The organism is Planococcus sp. TJ-301 (assembly GCF_058268475.1).
In genome coordinates this window covers 345,797-362,855 of the sequence record NZ_JBZDOH010000002.1, presented here as the reverse complement: position 1 = coordinate 362,855, position 17,059 = coordinate 345,797, and the positions used below count along the sequence as shown (strand labels likewise).

Annotated in this window: 17 protein-coding genes; 6 read left to right on the top strand and 11 right to left on the bottom strand. The window is 49.1% G+C overall.

Annotated features, from left to right (window positions below; translation table 11 throughout):
• Positions 1 to 65 precede the first annotated feature (65 nt).
• A complete protein-coding gene (locus AC4EHJ_RS12630; protein ID WP_490975981.1) occupies positions 66 to 1,388 on the bottom strand; it encodes an MFS transporter in 1,323 nt (440 codons plus the stop codon).
• Between the two features lie 226 nt (positions 1,389 to 1,614).
• Between AC4EHJ_RS12630 and AC4EHJ_RS12625 the strand changes: the two genes are divergently transcribed.
• Complete coding sequence (locus AC4EHJ_RS12625; protein ID WP_490975980.1) at positions 1,615 to 2,118, top strand: spore germination protein GerW family protein; 504 nt, start codon at positions 1,615 to 1,617, stop codon at positions 2,116 to 2,118.
• 90 nt (positions 2,119 to 2,208) lie between these two features.
• Here the strand turns inward: AC4EHJ_RS12625 and AC4EHJ_RS12620 are convergent, their stop codons facing one another.
• A complete protein-coding gene (locus tag AC4EHJ_RS12620) occupies positions 2,209 to 2,643 on the bottom strand; it encodes an Hsp20/alpha crystallin family protein (RefSeq protein WP_490975979.1) in 435 nt (144 codons plus the stop codon).
• Between the two features lie 327 nt (positions 2,644 to 2,970).
• Between AC4EHJ_RS12620 and AC4EHJ_RS12615 the strand changes: the two genes are divergently transcribed.
• Positions 2,971 to 3,711: a hypothetical protein gene (locus AC4EHJ_RS12615; RefSeq protein ID WP_490975978.1), complete on the top strand. Its 741-nt coding sequence runs from the start codon at positions 2,971 to 2,973 to the stop codon at positions 3,709 to 3,711.
• A 43-nt stretch (positions 3,712 to 3,754) separates the two neighbouring features.
• On the opposite strand, the gene AC4EHJ_RS12610 is transcribed toward AC4EHJ_RS12615, so the two are convergent.
• From AC4EHJ_RS12610 to AC4EHJ_RS12595, 4 genes are all read right to left on the bottom strand, one after another.
• The gene (locus AC4EHJ_RS12610; protein ID WP_490975977.1) at positions 3,755 to 5,353 is read right to left on the bottom strand and encodes an FMN-binding glutamate synthase family protein; all 1,599 of its coding nucleotides are present in this window, start codon (positions 5,351 to 5,353) and stop codon (positions 3,755 to 3,757) included.
• Between the two features lie 32 nt (positions 5,354 to 5,385).
• Complete coding sequence (locus AC4EHJ_RS12605; RefSeq protein WP_490975976.1) at positions 5,386 to 6,012, bottom strand: NAD(P)H-binding protein; 627 nt, start codon at positions 6,010 to 6,012, stop codon at positions 5,386 to 5,388.
• Between the two features lie 76 nt (positions 6,013 to 6,088).
• Positions 6,089 to 7,522, bottom strand: a complete 1,434-nt coding sequence (locus AC4EHJ_RS12600) for an amidase (RefSeq protein WP_490975975.1) — start codon at positions 7,520 to 7,522, stop codon at positions 6,089 to 6,091.
• A 188-nt stretch (positions 7,523 to 7,710) separates the two neighbouring features.
• A complete protein-coding gene (locus AC4EHJ_RS12595) occupies positions 7,711 to 8,184 on the bottom strand; it encodes a DinB family protein (protein ID WP_490975974.1) in 474 nt (157 codons plus the stop codon).
• 159 nt (positions 8,185 to 8,343) lie between these two features.
• Between AC4EHJ_RS12595 and AC4EHJ_RS12590 the strand changes: the two genes are divergently transcribed.
• The 3 genes from AC4EHJ_RS12590 (at position 8,344) to AC4EHJ_RS12580 (ending at position 11,436) form a co-directional block, all read left to right on the top strand.
• Positions 8,344 to 9,060, top strand: coding sequence for a 3-ketoacyl-ACP reductase (locus AC4EHJ_RS12590; RefSeq protein WP_490975973.1), 717 nt, complete (start codon positions 8,344 to 8,346; stop codon positions 9,058 to 9,060).
• A gap of 133 nt (positions 9,061 to 9,193) precedes the next feature.
• Positions 9,194 to 10,096, top strand: a complete 903-nt coding sequence (locus AC4EHJ_RS12585; RefSeq protein ID WP_490975972.1) for an alpha/beta fold hydrolase — start codon at positions 9,194 to 9,196, stop codon at positions 10,094 to 10,096.
• 197 nt (positions 10,097 to 10,293) lie between these two features.
• On the top strand, positions 10,294 to 11,436 hold the full coding sequence (locus AC4EHJ_RS12580) for a CapA family protein (RefSeq protein WP_490975971.1): 1,143 nt from the start codon (positions 10,294 to 10,296) through the stop codon (positions 11,434 to 11,436).
• Between the two features lie 84 nt (positions 11,437 to 11,520).
• On the opposite strand, the gene AC4EHJ_RS12575 is transcribed toward AC4EHJ_RS12580, so the two are convergent.
• Genes AC4EHJ_RS12575 through AC4EHJ_RS12565 form a run of 3 tightly spaced genes read right to left on the bottom strand, consistent with a single transcriptional unit; the run spans position 11,521 to position 14,766 of the window.
• Positions 11,521 to 12,738, bottom strand: coding sequence for a dihydrolipoamide acetyltransferase family protein (locus AC4EHJ_RS12575; protein ID WP_490975970.1), 1,218 nt, complete (start codon positions 12,736 to 12,738; stop codon positions 11,521 to 11,523).
• A gap of 25 nt (positions 12,739 to 12,763) precedes the next feature.
• A complete protein-coding gene (locus AC4EHJ_RS12570; protein ID WP_490975969.1) occupies positions 12,764 to 13,783 on the bottom strand; it encodes an alpha-ketoacid dehydrogenase subunit beta in 1,020 nt (339 codons plus the stop codon).
• 23 nt (positions 13,784 to 13,806) lie between these two features.
• Positions 13,807 to 14,766, bottom strand: a complete 960-nt coding sequence (locus tag AC4EHJ_RS12565; protein ID WP_490976024.1) for a thiamine pyrophosphate-dependent dehydrogenase E1 component subunit alpha — start codon at positions 14,764 to 14,766, stop codon at positions 13,807 to 13,809.
• A gap of 369 nt (positions 14,767 to 15,135) precedes the next feature.
• On the opposite strand from AC4EHJ_RS12565, the gene AC4EHJ_RS12560 reads away from it, so the two are divergent.
• Complete coding sequence (locus tag AC4EHJ_RS12560; protein WP_490975968.1) at positions 15,136 to 15,675, top strand: hypothetical protein; 540 nt, start codon at positions 15,136 to 15,138, stop codon at positions 15,673 to 15,675.
• A 49-nt stretch (positions 15,676 to 15,724) separates the two neighbouring features.
• Here AC4EHJ_RS12560 and AC4EHJ_RS12555 read toward each other — a convergent pair whose 3' ends face one another.
• Positions 15,725 to 15,925, bottom strand: a complete 201-nt coding sequence (locus tag AC4EHJ_RS12555) for an FAD-dependent oxidoreductase (protein ID WP_490976023.1) — start codon at positions 15,923 to 15,925, stop codon at positions 15,725 to 15,727.
• 224 nt (positions 15,926 to 16,149) lie between these two features.
• Positions 16,150 to 17,010, bottom strand: a complete 861-nt coding sequence (locus AC4EHJ_RS12550) for a PPK2 family polyphosphate kinase (RefSeq protein WP_490975967.1) — start codon at positions 17,008 to 17,010, stop codon at positions 16,150 to 16,152.
• Between the last annotated feature and the right edge of the window lie 49 nt (positions 17,011 to 17,059).

The following is a 17,059-nucleotide window of genomic DNA, read 5'->3' as shown; positions in this document are numbered from 1 at the left end:
GCATCTTTTTGGCCGGGATTAAAACGTAAAAACCACCTTCAAAGAAGATGGTTCGTTTCCTGATTTCAGTTCGAGCCTATGGCCTTGTTGTTATTATTGCCAAGCGACCAAACGACAATCGGTATGAGCAGCAAAGCTAAGAAGCCTCCGCCGAGCGACAGCACCGCGTAGCTGTAACCTGCGACAACCATCCCAGACAACATGCCGCCAGCCGCGCCGGACAGCGCGACAAGCACATCGACTGTCCCTTGGGTTTTGGCCCTCGCCTCCGGCAGTGTCGAATCGACGATAAGCGCCGTACCGCTGATCAATCCGAAATTCCAGCCCAGGCCGAGCAAAGCAAGCGCAAGGATTAGCATAGGAAGCGAGCCACCCGGTGCAATTGCCGCCACAATTCCAGCGGAAAGTAGGGTTGCTCCCGCCGCGATGACCATTGCCGTCCGTCCAATTTTATCGACCAATACCCCCGTCAACAATGACGGCAGGTACATTGCGGTGATATGGATGCTGATGACCATGCCCACTGCGCTGAGGTCATGTCCGTAATGGCCCATATGGACAGGCGTCATCGTCATAATCGCCACCATGACAATCATCGTAACGACCATCACCGAGGCGCCAAGAAACACACCGCGGCTGTGGATTGCCGGCGTGTCATCAGCCGTTTTATTCAACGCTTTGTCGTCCTGCTCTTTTTTATCCGCGACTGCCTGTGCCACAAGCAAAGGATCTGGACGCAGGAAAAGGAACAGCACAATGGCCGCTGTAAAATAGACAGACGCCGATAAGATGAACGGACCAGCAAGCGCCGGAATGCTGATGGACTCGGCGAAGCGGCCCATGACGCCGACAAGGTTCGGTCCCGCAAATGCGCCAAATGTCGTTGACACCATGACGATGCTGATTGCCTTTCCGCGCTGTTCCGAGCTTGCAAGATCCGTCCCGGCATAGCGGGCCAGCAAATTAGTTGCCGTCCCTACTCCATAAACCAACAGCGAAATCAGCAACATCACTATATTATCTGCAATAGCAGACATTATTACGCCGATTGCCCCGATTCCGCCGACAAAGAATCCTGTGGCGAGCCCCGGACGCCGGCCGTATTTCTGCGACAGCTTTCCGACAAGGTACGCCCCGCCCGCTGAGCCTAAAGTGAACAGAGCGGTCGGAATGCCTGCAAAGCTCTCATCCCCGAACATATCTTGCGCCAACAATGCACCGACCGTAACGCCTGCTGCAAGTCCTGCGCCGCCTAGAATCTGCGAAAAGACCACAATCCACAGTGTTTTCCGATACAGCTGCTGCAACATTTCCGGCGATTCAGCATATTGCCTCATCAACTTGGAATTTCCCTGACCAGAATCGGGGGTTCTATTTTTCTGTGCCATAAAGCTTCCTTCTTTCTATATCCCTATTTTGTTTCAGTATGCGCTTGAACCCTGGATTCAACAATACCTTAAATTAAATAGAGGGATAGCTCTGGAGGGAGCGAATTTATATACTATCGGTTTGGCGGGTGAAGGAATGTTCTCGCTTGCGGCTTCGACTTCTCTGGCCATGGCGTACAATAGCTGCACAAAATCTTTATCAAATTATTTAAAAGGAGTGAAGAACATGGAGGGAAAAGATTTTATACCGTTCAAATCGTCCCCAGTGCTTCCGATTTTCGAAAAGTTTTCAACAGTCCGCGATGTTTCGCTCGTCTATGGGGATCCGATCGAGATGCATGGCAGGACCATTATTCCTGTAGCTAAAATCAAATACAGTGTTGGCGCAGGTGCCGGCGGCGGTTATGAACGTGAAGACAAAGATCCCGAGTCATCCGGCTTCGAAGAAGTGGAAGGCGGCCATGGCGAAGGGGCTGGCGGCTCTTTCCAAGTGAAGCCGTTGGGCATATATGATATCACAGCAGAGAAAACCGTCTACCGGCCGATTGTTCCGGTGGAACTTATTATCCTTCTGCCGCTCATGATGGCCGGCCTCGCATTTTTGATGGGGGCAAGCCAGGGCAAACCCGGCCGCATGGATCACAAAAATAGAGGCCGTATAGGCATGGGCTCCCGCTGCAAAACCAAAGGACAAGGCACGAAGATGAAAGGCATGGGACATAGCGATTAAGGCTCATAGACCGTTTTGAAAGCGGCAAGAGCCCTCCGGAATCAACTGATTTCGGAGGGCTCCTTATTTCGTGGGGTTCCAGTTCGGCAACTATTCAATCTGTATTTGAGTGCCTTTGTTTGGCTTCTCTTCTTCTGTCGCCTTCGGAACTTGAAGCTGCAACATTCCGTCTTTAAATGCTCCGGAAATTTTGCTTTCGTCAATTTCCCCTACGAAGAAGCTTCGTTTAAAGGAGCCATAAGACCGCTCTTTGCGGATAAAATGACCGTTTTCTTCTTTCGTTTCCTTATTTTCCTCGTGGGTCCCTTTCACTTCCAGGTAGCCGTCCTTATATTCGACTTTGACGTCTTCTTTAGAAAATCCTGGCACGTCCATCTTCATTTCGTAATGATCTTCGACTTCTTTGATATCCACTTTTGGATAATGAGACTCCTTGAAAAACCGATCGATTAAGTCGGTTTCGAACCCGCTTTCAAATAGGCTCGGGAAAAAATCATCACGTTTGCTCGGCAAAAATTTTCGCATTGCTGTCTCTCCTCTTTTCATTTTATTTTTGAAGGCCGCAAGATGCCCACTTGCATTGAGTGCCATTCAAATCCTTTTTTCCAAACGTTCGGCATCCGCCTCCTTGCATGGATTTTTCGTTTTCACGTAATCCATATAAAGTTATTAGAATATTTAGTTTTCTATAAAAATTATAATCCTAATCAAATTAATGTCAACCGTTTTTCGTTTTGCATAGACTGATTTATCGTATAAGTTCTGAAAATAAAAACTGGTAAGACTATCTAATATTCAATAAAAAGGGTATATAAAATTATCACATGACGTAACTTATTAAGGAGGGATCGGATGTTCATACCGAGCGTGCTCGTAATCATCGGCTTTATCATTGTCCATATCTTCACCGACGCCATCAAATTCCTGGATGAACGCCCCACTAACCGGCTGATTTCATTGGTTTCGGGCGGCTCAATCGCTTACGTCCTTCTACATCTCGTCCCGGAACTGACCCATTACCGGGAAGTAGTTGAAGAGGCAACGCTGCCCAGCTGGCTTGAAAAAATCGATTACGTAACTTATGTAGCCGCATTGCTGGGAATTGCAGTTTTTTATGGCATCAATCAATTGAGCGAGAAATCGGAAAGGGAAAACAAAGAAGAAAAGAACCTCACCCGGCCGGATAAATCCATATTCGCTTTGGAAATCGGCGCGTTCGCTCTGTACAACGGCTTGATCGGCTATCTCCTCGCTGAATTGAGCGGGGATAGTATTGCCGCTTATGTCATTTACTTTATCGTCTTTTCTTTCCATTTCATCGCCAATAACCGTATTCTCCACTTGACCCATGAAGACCTTTATACGAAAATCGGGCGCTGGGTTTTGGCTTTTTCCGTTTTGGTAGGATGGATCCTGTACGAGACAACTCATGCCAGTGACTTGACCCTCGCATTCCTGTCCTCTTTCCTGACAGGCGGTGTCGTGCTGAACATCCTGAATGATGAATTGCCGGATGAAAAGAAAAGCAGCTATCCTGCCTTTCTAATTGGAATGGTATTTATCGCAGTTTTGCTGCAGGTGCTTATTAAATAAGGCAACATAAAAAGGGCCCGAAAGCCCTTTTTATATTGCCTTATTATTTTTCCAGTGCTCCGGTCATTTTCTCCAGCATATTTTCTACTGGTGAAATCCGGCCATTGCTGTCTTTGAAGAGGATATGCTTGCGCTCCAGTTTCGTGGGCGAATCGACGCCCGCAGCAGCAGCAATATTGTATAACCCTGCGCGCAGCGACGTGAGGTAATTTGTCGTCCGGAAAAGCTTTTCTTCAACTACAAGCCCTTCCTGCAACTCTCTGTCCGTTGTGGCCACCCCGGCCGGGCACGTATTCGTATGGCAGACCTCCGCCATGATGCAGCCTACACTGATCATGAAGCCCCGCGCAATCTGCACAAGGTCAGCCCCCATAGCCAGTGCAATCGCTATTTTATCCGGTGTAATCAATTTACCGGAAGCAATCAGTTTGACCTGTCCCCGGACGCCGTATTCACGAAGCACTTCATCCACAATCGGCAAAGCGGTCATAATCGGCAGCCCGACTGAATCCGCCAATTCCTGATACGTCGCTCCGGTGCCGCCTTCACCACCGTCAATGGAGATGAAGTCGGGTCCGCTTTGGCTTCCACGCTCTTTCATGATTTGCGCCATTTCCCGCAATCCTTCGATATCCCCGACCACGATTTTTATACCCACCGGCTTGCCGCCTACTTCGCGCAGCTCGTCAACAAAGTCGAAAAGCTTTGGAAAAGTATCGTACTTTACAAACCGGTTCGGGCTATTGACCGTTTTGCCCGGTTCAATCAAGCGGATCCGTGCAATCTCTTCCGTGACTTTCTTGCCCTCCAAATGCCCGCCGCGTGTTTTGGCGCCTTGTGCAAGTTTCACTTCAAAAGCTTTGACTTGGCCAAGCGCTGCCTTCTCTTTGAATGCCTCCATCGAGAATTCACCGTCTGGCGTCCGTACGCCAAACAGGCCGGGACCGATTTGCATCATGATGTCGGCTCCGCCTTTCAAATGGTAGTCGGACAACCCACCTTCGCCAGTGTTCATCCAGGTTCCTCCAGCGAGCGCTAGGCCGCTTGATAAAGCAGTAATTGCATGATCTCCAAGCGCACCATAGCTCATGCCTGCTTGTCCAATCAGCCCTCTCAAACGGAAAGGTTCGCGCACCCTGTTTTCACCGATAACGACCGCATCGTCATCGCGTAAATAATATGGATCAATCTGCACGCCTTCGCGATGCTCTTTGCGCGTCATCAACCCTTCTTTATCGATGACGTATTTATACGTATCAATTTTTTCTGTGTTGTCGACACGAAGTTCCGTGTCGAGGCGCGGGAACAGGCTATTCCTTATATAATAGCCTTCTTCTTCAAAATTCCGGTTGGAACCGAAACCGATCAGACGCTGATTGTATTTCGCAGACCGTGTAACGTCCTCAAACTGCAGGCGCGAAAACGGCTTTCCTTCATTATCATCCGAAAACAGGTATTGCCGCAGTTCCGGCCCAACCGCTTCCGTCATATAACGGACACGCCCGAGCAGCGGAAAGTTTCGCAAAATCGCATGCTGCTTTTGATTGTCATCCTTTTGATAAAGGTAAGCTACATAAGCCAGCGGCGCTAAAATCATCGATCCTGTCAATGCCGTCGGCAAGTGTTTCGATATTTTCCCCATCAATAACCCACCTTTTTTAAATTTGTCTTCCTTCATTTCAGTGCTTGCAGTGCTTCTGGGATTGCTGTTGTCCCCGGCGCAATTTCAAATGACCGGTTAGCTGCCGCCTCGCTGCCGATCGATTCCACGAGCACCGCCGCCACATCTTCAAACGGAATCTCGCCTTCTGCATCGCCTAAAGAGGAGGCTGCAGCGATCGTGCCAGTCGCAGGCTTGCTGGCGGACTTGGCCGGACGGATTACAGTGTACACCAGCCCAGACTGTATAATCATTTCCTCTGGCTCATCTTTTGCGCCAGTTTCTTTTGATTCTTCCGATTCGTCGGGGCGCACCGGACTTAAATAGATAAAGCGTTTAACTCCCTGCTGCTTTGCTTCTTCGACCACGCGAATTGCCGCTTGATGGTCTACCAGCATGTTCTTGTTTTCGCCGGCAATCGGATTGTCGCGGGCGATGTAGACGACTGCGTCGCAGCCGGCCAATACTCCACTGAAGTCTTTTTCCGTTGCCACAATGACCTTGGATGCGCCCAACATTTGGAGCTCCTCCGCCCGGATTTCCGTTTCCGCCATCGCCATCGCTTCATGCCCACGGCCAGCCAGCTGTTTCAGCACATGTTCGCCGATATCTCCACCGCTGCCAAAAACAAACACTTTCATGCAATCCCTCCTCTATATCTAAGCTCTTATCCTATTTCCCTTCTACGCAGCGAATAAAACAATCGTTCGTACTCCTTTACAATTCCGCCCGCCGGTATCCGGCGTAATGCCGCTCCAGCCATTCACCCAATTCGAACAACGCGTCTTCATTGCCATTTTTGCTGATCAGCTGCACGGCAATGGGCATGCCATTTTCATCGATGCCGACCGGTACGGTCAAGGCGGGCAAGCCCCAGACATTCGCGTAAGCCACATATGGCAAGTATTGCAGGAACGTTTTCTTTAAGGAAAAGATTTCATTATAAACGGCGCCGTGCTTTGCTGCGCCTGTATGGTAAACCGGCAGCACCAGAAGATGGCCGTGGAAATAACCTTCCAGGATATGGTCGCCGTGTTCGATGAACTTGGTGATTTTTTTTACACGGTTCGCTGTTGGTTTGAACAGCGACGCGCCGATGAGGGCCCACGACAGATAGCGGTGGATATCGGCTGTTCCTGTCACCCGTTCTTTCACATATTCCTGTAGTGGCTGGGATGGCTGAGCACCGAACGCTTCCCGCTTCGGCCCCTCTGCTCCCCCGATAGACATGATTTCCTGCCACAGCCCGGCGGAATCTTCAAAATACGGCGGCACTTCCCGCTCGGTATTAAACTCCCGCGACAGATCGGCGTAAATCGAGTCAAGCAGATGCGCGATGGCCAGCGATAATGGGTACCCCGTCTTTGGCAGCACGTTGACAGTGAATTGATGCAATTGCTTTTTCGCAGGCGGCGTTTTGGCCACAATGGAATAAACGAGCCGTGCATCCCTTACCGTTTTTGCTATCGGCCCAATGCCAAGCATGCGCTCTTGAAGTCTTTCTTCAACAGCCGGATAGCTGCCTTCGGAAGATACTTGGCCTTTTCCTGATTTGAAGCCGATGACGCCATTGAAGTGGCTTGGAAAGCGAATAGAGCCGCCAATGTCAGAACCCAGCCCGACAGCCGCCCCACCTGCCGCTATCAATGCCGCTTCACCTCCGCTAGAGCCCCCTGCAGTCCGCGAAAGATCATGCGGATTGTTCGTGCGGCCGTATAGTTTATTGTCGGTTTCCTGGCAAAAGCACAGCTCCGGTGTATTCGTTTTCCCCAGGATGATTGCGCCTTCCGCTTTCAATTTCCGAACGGCTTCTGCATCGGTATGCTGAAAGGAGCCCTTTCGGCGCAGCAAGCCTCCTGTTGTTTGCATGCCGGCCACATTGAACGCCTCTTTCATGCCGATTGGCACCCCAAACAATTTGCCTTTGGCTGTCCCCTCTGCAATTTGCTTATCTGCCCCTTCCGCTTCTTCGAGCGCTTCGTCAAACCTGTCTTCCACAAGGCAGTTGACGGCAGGGTTGATCTTCTTGATATGTGCGATGAAGATTTCCACTGCTTTTCTTGATGTAATTTCTTTTTGTGCAATGAGCCGTGCCAGTTGCGTCGCGTCCATGTCCAATATGCTTTGTGTCGTGCGTTCCATCGTTCCCATTATTTCGCCCCCTGAAAATTTCTATCTATTCTGATTATATAACAGCTAGCGAAAAGCGAACTATTTATTTCCGAACATGAAAAAGCCTGAAGCGAAATCTCTTCAGGCTTTGCATAGTTTAATAGGCGTACCAGTTGATAAGCATGTGGATTCACTGACATTTCGATTCAATCGATCAGGATTTGTCTTCAGACTTCGTAATCATTTTGTGGGGGCCATGTGCCGATCAAACTGCGGGTCGTTATGACTTGGCCCGCGTGATAGCTATTGTGGTTGATTATCACCATCAGCAAATCGCCGCGCGTCCTTTCCGGACTGCTAAAGCCCGCTTCCGCCAAATCTTTTCCTGCTTCCTGTTCCGCTTCCTTCAAACCTTGCAGAAAACGCTCAACACCGTATTCCCACGACTTTCTGCTGTCCGGCATTGGGTCAGCCGGCCAGGATTCTTCCGGATGGTCCGGCGCCTTTACGACATCGCCACGCAAATAGCCCAGCATAAAGTCTTGCCAATAATTCATGTGGTATAGCAGTTCCCAAACCGAGTGAGGGCAATGTTCGGGTTTTTTCCCAGATGATTGCCAATCCAAACCATCAAATATCAGCGCAGTGTCCACGTGTGCGGAACGTCCATGCAAAGCTTTTTGAAACATTGATTCTGTCATCTTATTGCCTCCTTTATTTATCAATCCAAAGAGTATTTATAAGTAAGATTCAACGAAAAGCAATAAAATCCTTTTTCCGAGCGGATGTTTAGCTTGTGTGGAATCGGATTGATATAATACGGAAGACAAATTCATTACATACCAAAGGAGTGTTTGAGCATGCAAGAAGTAAAGGGCAAAAATGCGCTGATTACCGGAGCAGGTAAAGGCATTGGGCGCGCAGCCGCTATCGCTTTCGCCAAAGAAGGCATCAACGTCGGACTACTTGGCAGAACTGGCGCGCATCTAGAAGAAGTTTTAAAAGAGCTTGAACAATACGGAGTCAAAGCTGTCATGGCAGCCGCTGACGTGTCCGACAACGAAGCTGTGCTTTCAGCTGTCGAGCACATCAAATCCGAGCTTGGCCCAATCGATATCCTGGTCAACAACGCCGGCATCGGCAAATTCGGCAAATTCCTCGAATTGCCGCCGGAAGATTTCAAAAAAATCATTGATGTCAATCTGATGGGCGTCTATAATGTGACGCATGCCGTCCTCCCTGAAATGATCCAACGCGAAAGCGGAGACATCATCAACATCGCATCGACGGCCGGACAAAAAGGCGCGCCGGTAACAAGCGCGTACAGCGCTTCAAAATTCGGCTTGCTCGGGTTGACTGAGTCGCTTATGCTCGAAGTACGGAAGCATAACATCCGCGTCAGCGCGTTGCTTCCGAGTACCGTCGTAACTGACTTGGCCCATTCTGAGAACTTGATCCAAGGAGATCCGGAAAACGTTATGCATCCGGAAGATCTGGCGGAAGTGATGGTTGCCCAGCTGAAACTGCATCCACGCATCTTGCTGAAATCGGCTGCGCTTTGGTCGACAAATCCATAAACTGAAAAAAGCGAAGCCTTTCATGATATCCATGAAGGGCTTTTTACTTGCGCACTTGCATTTATTTCCGAGGTGCAATCGGTTATACTTATCTATAATTAACTGAATTTTTAGATAAAAAGGAGGAATTTCAATGCGTAAATCTCTGCAGGCTGCCGCACTGGCAGCAAGCGTAGCCGTTCCGCTTCTATATGTCGCGGATATGCGCCGCGCCTATAAACGGCTTGATGAATATGGAGCGTTAAGTTTCAGATCAGAATTCGGTATGATGGCTTTCGTCGATGAGGGCTGGGGCGAAGTAGTTTTGATCAGCCATGGTATTTTTGGCGGCTATGACCAAGGCATGGCCTCGCTGAAAGGAATAATCGGCGAAAATCAACGCAAAATTGCATTGTCCCGCTTCGGCTATCCGGGCTCCAAGCTGCCGGCCCACCCGACGCCCCAAAATCAGGCGAGAGTGTTCGCGGAATTGCTTGATGAGCTGAATATCGAAAAAACCTTTGTATTGGCCACTTCGGCCGGCGGCGCAGCAGCATTGTCATTTGCCCTCACTTACCCGGAGCGGACGAAAGGACTCGTGCTCATTTCTTCCGATGTTCCATCAAGTAAAATGTCGCCCGAACAATTGAAACCGGCTGGTCCACCCATCCCTTTGCTAAGTGAATTTCCGATGTGGCTGTCCACCAAATCTCTGCGGCCGGTCTTTAATGTGTTCTTCGGTTCAGATATTGACAAAGTATTTTTCCAAACCTTGCTCCCGGTCAAACCACGCCGCAAAGGGATCGAAGCAGACGCAAACATCACTAAGCTCGATATGGACTTGAACTACGAAAAATATCCGGTAGAGGACATCAAAGCCCCAATTCTGGTCATTCACGCCAAAGATGATCCGATGGCGCTGTTCGACTTTACCGAAAAATTCATCACCCGCACCCATCCTGAAACCGTTATTTTCGAAAGCGGTGGCCATCTTCTGTCCGGCCATCAAACCGAAGTCACTGCTGTGATACAGCAATTCATTCAAAAAAACGCATAAAGCGCTACGGGCATGTGGACTAAATGAATTTTTTGGGCATTTTTAACCACAGCCAATAATTCAATATCCCTTTTACGATTAAAATTAACTAGTTAGTTAAGTATAAATAAAGTACAATATTTAGACAGTTAACCTTAAGCATCCAACATTCTAGTAAATTTCTCATTCGAAAGGCAAATTGAACGGGGGTACGTAAATTGAAGTCGCGTTGCAGAGTTTTCATCACCGCTTTGATGTTTTCCGGCTTGGCGCTCACCGGCTGTGCACCAGAACAAGCCGCGGTTTTAGAGGCAAATACCGGTGATTTCGGCACCCGTAATGCACCGTCGAACATCATTCCCGCGGAAATAAGCCGTACCCGCACAGCTTCAATTTCAGCAATCGGCGATGTTCTGATCCACGGCACTGTTTACAAAGACGCGCAAACAGCGAACGGCTATGATTTCAATCCAATGTTCGAAAAAGTGGCCCCGTTCCTCAGCCAATCCGATATCACCATCGCGAACTCGGAAAGCATCATCGGCGGCAGTGAAATTGGTGTATCCACCTATCCATCCTTCAACAGCCCCTATGAAGTGGGCGACGCAATGAAAAACGCCGGCATTGATGTCGTTTCAATGGCCAATAACCACACCCTTGATCGCGGCGTCAAAGCAATCGAAAACGCGGTGACTTATTGGCATTCAATCGGCATCAAACACACCGGCTCATATCTGTCCGCTGCGCAACGCGATGAAATCACCACTATTACGAAGAACGGCATCACTTTCTCGTTCCTATCGTTTACGTACGGCACCAACGGCGTTCTGACGCCCGCAGGCAAAGACTACTTAGTGAAGCGCATCGATAAGAACGTTATCCAACAAGACCTGGCGCAAGCACGAGCCCAATCGGATGTCGTTGTCCTCAGCCTGCATTTCGGTGTCGAATATGAAAATATGCCGAACGCTGAACAAATTGACTTGGCGCATTTTTCAGCTGACAATGGCGCGGATATCATCATCGGTCATCACCCGCATGTTTTGCAGCCGGCCGAATGGATTGAGGCAAGTGATGGGCGGAAGGTATTCGCCGTTTACTCGCTCGGCAATTTCCTTTCCGGCCAGGACATACTCGAACGAAAAATCGGCGGCATCCTTCATCTGGAAGTCGAGAAGAGAGAGAACGCCGACGGAAAAATAATCACCTTGAAAGACCCGGCATTTACACCGACATTTGTGCGCAATACCAATTTGCAGGATTTCGAAGTTGACCTCCTGAAAAATGTCGATGCTAACTTGAACGGCGCAGCAAAAAAACATATGTCGATTTGGGTGCCGGAAATGAAATTCATTGAGTAATAAAGCAGCTGCGGCTGCTTATTTTTTTGGCATTTTATTGCTTCAGCCACATAAAAAGCCGTCCAAGCGGACGGCTTTCTTCTACTATTCTTTTTTCTTCTCCAGAAACAACTTCGGTTTTTCCAGCAATGAAATCAATTCGTCCAGGAATTTCGCAGCCGGCGCGCCGTCAACAGCGCGATGGTCTACAGTCAAACTGAGCGGCAGCCGTTTCCGAACATGTACCTTGCCTTTTTCAAGCACCACGTGATCTTCGATCCGTCCGATGCCGAGAATAGCAATTTCGGGCGGATTGATGATTGGCGTGAAAAATTGGACACGGTATCCGCCCAGGCTAGTGATGGTGAAGGTACTGCCGCTGCTTTCCGTGTTGGCAAGCTTTCCGCCACGTGCTTTTTCCGCAAGCTCCACAAGTTTTGCATGCAGTTCAGCAGTTGGCATTTTATCGCTTTCCTGCACGACAGCCACTTGCAGCCCTTGCTCCGTATCGACCGCAAATCCAAGATTGATCTCACTTCTCGGCTCGATTTTATTGTCTGTGATATGGGCGTTCATGTGAGGATGTGCACTTAATGCTTGAGCAACCGCCTTCGCAAGGAGCGCGGTCCAACCGACAGCGTCGCCAAGCTTTTCTTTCTTGGACACCAGTTTAGTAACGTCCGCCCAAGCCGTTTCGGTAAGCTGCGCACTTTGCTGAAGGCTTTCCATCATCCGGCGCGCAATCGTTCCCCGAATTCCCGACAGCGGAATCGTACCTTCTGCCTCCGCTTTTTCAGCGCTCGCTTCTGCTGGCGGGCTAGCCGCATTGCGGATATCATCCCCGGTTATGTTGCCGTTTCTGCCCGTGCCGCTGACTTGGCCGAGGTCGACTTCGAGGTCCCTCGCCAATTTCCGGAGGCCTGGTGCGATACGCACCATCTTCGGCACTTCTTCACCAGCACCCTCTTCTTTTTGGGGCACCTGCTTCGTAATTTTTTGCACTTCCGGTTTCGTGCCTTTAGAAGCATCCTGCGCCTCCACTTTTTTCACTGCCGCTTTCTGTTTCACAGGAATCGGCTTTGGGCTGCCTTCCGTATCAATCAATGCCAGGACCTCACCCACTTTGGCCGACTCTCCGCGATTCACCATAATCTCTTTCACCTTCCCGCTCTCTTCCGCATCCAGTTCCGAGACCTCTTTTTCGGTCTGCACCTCTACCAGGCGATCGCCTTTTTCAACGGCATCACCTTCGGACACAAACCAGACGACGACCAGGCTCTCCTCTACATCATCCCTTAACTTCGGCAGCTTCACTTCAAACATCCCAACGCCTCCTGTACCTATGTTGTTATTCGTTCATCAAATCCTTCACTTGTTCATAGATTTTGTTCGCATTCGGCAGCACAAATTGCTCAAGTGGACGGCTGTATGGAATCGGCACATCCGGATTCGCCAACCGGCGGATCGGCGCTTCAAGTTCATAAAACGCTTCCTCCGCAGCGATTGCAGCTATTTCTGCTGTCATGCCGTATGATTTATAGTCTTCATCGACGATAAACAAACGGTGAGTTTTCTTGACCGAATCAATGATCGTCTCTTTATCGATTGGCGCAATCGACCGCAAATCGATCACTTCGGCGTCGATGCCATCTTCGGCGAGGCGTTCAGCCGCTTCCATAGCTTGATGCACCGTCATCTGAATGCCCACAATCGTCACGTCCTTGCCTTCGCGCACCACTTTTGCCTTGTTAAGCGGTACCGTGTAAGATTCTTCAGGCACGTGCGCCGCTGATACATCAAGCTGTTCCATCCAGCCCAGGCCCTGCAGCGATTTGTGGAACATGAACACAACTGGGTTGTCGTCTTGAATCGCCGAAGTCATCATGCCTTTTAAATCGTATGGATTAGACGGTGCGACCACTTTCAAGCCTGGCATATGGCCGAACGTCGCGTACAGCGTCTGCGAATGCTGCGCGGCATCGTTATAGCCGCCGCCTACTGCTGTCATCAGCACCATCGGCAATTTCACATTGCCTCCGGACATGTATTGGATTTTGGCCATATGGTTGTAGATTTGATCCATACAGACGCCAAAAAAGTCCACGAACATCAGCTCAACAACCGGACGCATCCCTTCCGCCGCCGCGCCGATTGCTGCTCCAATGAACGCGGTTTCGGAAATCGGGGTATCGAGCACACGTTCCTTTCCAAACTTCTCAATAAGGCCTTGTGTCGAACCGAAAATCCCACCGTAATTCCCAATATCTTCGCCTAGTACAAAGACTTTCGGGTCCCGCTCCATCTCAAGCGCGATTGCTTCAGCCATCGCCTTATTGCCCGTCAGTATTCTTTTTTTCGCCGTTTCCATTCGGAATAGACCCCTTTCTGAATTTAAGATGAGAACACATCATCCAGTGCGGCTTCAGGCGCTGGATAGTTGCTGTCGCGTGCAAATTTATAGGCTTCGTCCACTTCCTGTTTGACCCGTTTTTCGATTTTCTGCAATTCTTTTTCAGTTGCGCCTTTCGCTTCGACGAGGCTATTTCGCAGTTTCAATATTGGGTCCTGGTCACGCAACCCCGGCACTTCTGCCTTATCACGGTACAATTCCGGATCTCCTTGGAAATGGCCGAGGAACCGGTACGTTTCAATTTCGATAATCGTCGGTCCCTGTCCGTTGCGTGCTCGTGCCACAGCTTCTTCAGAAACTTTATACATTGCAATTGGATCATTGCCTTTGACATGTGCCCCTGCGATGCCATATGCATGAGCGCGAAGATCATTCGTTTCAACCGCGGTTGCCGCCTTTTTCGCCACAGAAATTCCGTAAGAATTATCTTCGATGACAAGAATGAGCGGCAAATTCCAGACAGCCGCCAAATTCAGCGATTCGTGGAACGCTCCGGCATTTGCTGCCCCTTCACCGATGAATGCGACAGCTACCCAATCCTTGCCTTGCATCTTCGCAGCCATTGCGGCTCCGACGGCATGCGGAATGCCCGCGGCGACAATTCCGCCACAGGAGAATTTCACGGCAGGGTCGAACAAATGCATGTGTCCGCCTTTCCCTTTGCCCAGCCCCGTTTCTTTGCCGAACATTTCAGCGGTCATTTTCTTCAGATCGACGCCTTTTGCGATGGCATGGTGGTGCGGACGATGCGGCGCGGTCACTGTATCCTCCTTCGTCAAGTGCACGCAAATACCTACAGCCGCAGGCTCCTGTCCAGTCGATAAATGCATTTCCCCTGGCACAGGTCCTGCACCGATATTAAAGACTGGCGTCTTGCCCTCAGTGTAGACTTCCACCATCTGATCTTCGAAATAACGGCTCTTTGCCATCATTTCATACATCCATTTCAATTTTTCCACAGACACGGCAGGCTGTTTTTCTTCGAAAGTAGTCAAATCTCTTCCTCCTTTTCAGATTAATGAGCCCTATTCCTTTAAAATCCGATGTCTTAGCCAAAGTTTTTTCTACTTAATATAGTAGCCTTTTTCACTATATTGTCAATATTCCGATAAAATGAAATGCTCATGCCATGCGCTTTACAAGATATTTCAGCTCTATCATTTCAATTAAAACAACTTTTTTTGCTTTTTTTTTAATTTTTATTGGCTCTCTGTAGTAATTATATGATAAGATAATAGTAATCTGAATCTTCGGAACTATCTAACGGTCCTTCAGGCACAGTTAATCAGGATTCCAAGGAGGCAACGATCATGGATAAAAACAACCCTTTCACAGATGAAAAGATTCGCCGGAGACGGCCATCTAAAATGGGAATGAAGATTCTGCTCGCCTCTTCTTTAATGTTCGGTATGAATTTCGCGGCTGAACCCGCAGCTGCGCATAACGGAGAAGGCAATTGGCCATCCCATCAAGTCCGCGGAATTTCCTGTGCAGGCGCTTATAGCAGCGGCAAGGGGATTGTACGGGCCTATACGCCAAGATCGGCAGTTGCGTGGGATGGCCGGTCCACTGATACGGTGTTTTGGAATCCAATTCTCTACCGCTTCAACGGCCAGCAATACGTCCAATGGTCATCGATGAATTATCCAGCATATGCTTACGTCACGCCTTACGGTTTTAATCCGAACCTGAAAGCCGGTTGGCGCAGCTCGTCTACCAATAACATCATTAGTTCAGTAGCATTCAGCAATTTGCCACCCGGCTCTTATAAAGTCCTGAACCAAATTCACTGGGCAAGCACTGGCATGACCCATGCCGAATGGGGACCCAATGCATGCGCCGTTAAATAACGCCAAAAGGCGGATCCAAGTCCTTGGAATCCGCCTTTTTCTATGTACATCAACGTCCGATTTTCAATAACCAGGCAAGCGGATTCGATCCACCGTGGAGCATGATGGCGTTGGAGTCTTGCAGCAGCCCTGTATTCGCTGAAGTGCGGCCGTGGCCGATTTTGTCCTTATCAATCAGCGCGAGTGAAAGCCCTTGTTTTTTCATCGTATACGCGCTGAGCGCTCCCGACATCCCGTCGCCGACTTTAATGACATCGAACTTAGCCGCTGGCTTTTTTTGTCGTTCTTGCGCATTTCTTTATATTCCGTCGTACTCCAATACATTTCTCCATTATGTAAGTTTACGCGATTTCCCTGTTTCATCGATTCCCTTTCCATTTATCTTCTTTATTCTCTATACAAAACCTACACAAAAAATTTACAGCAGCCAACAAAAAGCCACCGTATCCGAGGATAGGGCGGCAGTTCTCAAGCTTATTCCTGTTCCAGTTTTTTAATTGCTTTGTCCAACTTTTCACGCTCTTCGCCCGAAATTTCCGGGAATTTCGGATCGACGTTCTCCAATACCTTAACCATCGCTTCTACGACAATATAGCGCGAAAACCATTCGTTGTCAGCAGGGAGCGCGTACCACGGCGCATGCTCGGTAGACGTATTGTTCAACATTTCCTCAAAAATGTTTTGGTAGCCGTCCCAATGCTCCCGTTCCTCTACGTCGCTAAAAGAAAACTCCCAGTTCTTTTCCGGATCCTTCATGCGTTCGAGCAATCGGTTTTTCTGCTCTTCTTTTGACATGTTGAAAAAGAATTTTACTACCGGGAAGCCATTTTCCGTCAAATATCGCTCAAAGTCATTGATTTGGCGGTAGCGCGTCATCCAGATATCATCGTCTATCAAGTCGTTCGGCAACGGGGTATCCCGCAGCAAATTGTGGACGCGCGGTGCAATCACTTCCTCATAATACGAGCGGTTAAAAATACCGATCTGCCCTCGGGAAGGCAGCCCTTCGCGGAATCTCCACAAATAATCATGCGCCAGTTCCTTCTCGCTCGGCTTTTTAAAAGAAGAGACTTTCAGCCCTTGAGCCGTCAATTTTGAAAAAATGTACGTAATGGCTTCGTCTTTGCCGGCAGCGTCCATGGCCTGCAGGACAACAACAATCCCTTTCTCTTCCTCTGCGTGCATTTTCATATGAAGCTTTTTCATTTTCTCCAGTGTTTCCGGAATGAGGCGGTCGCATAATTCCTCATCGCTGAATCGCGTTTCTTCAGACGTCGGATATTGGGACAGTTCTACATTTTCGTTCTGTTTCACTAAGTATTTCTCTATATCCATGATCACCCTCCATTCTTCCTATATCCAAGTACTAATTAGTCTTGGCCGA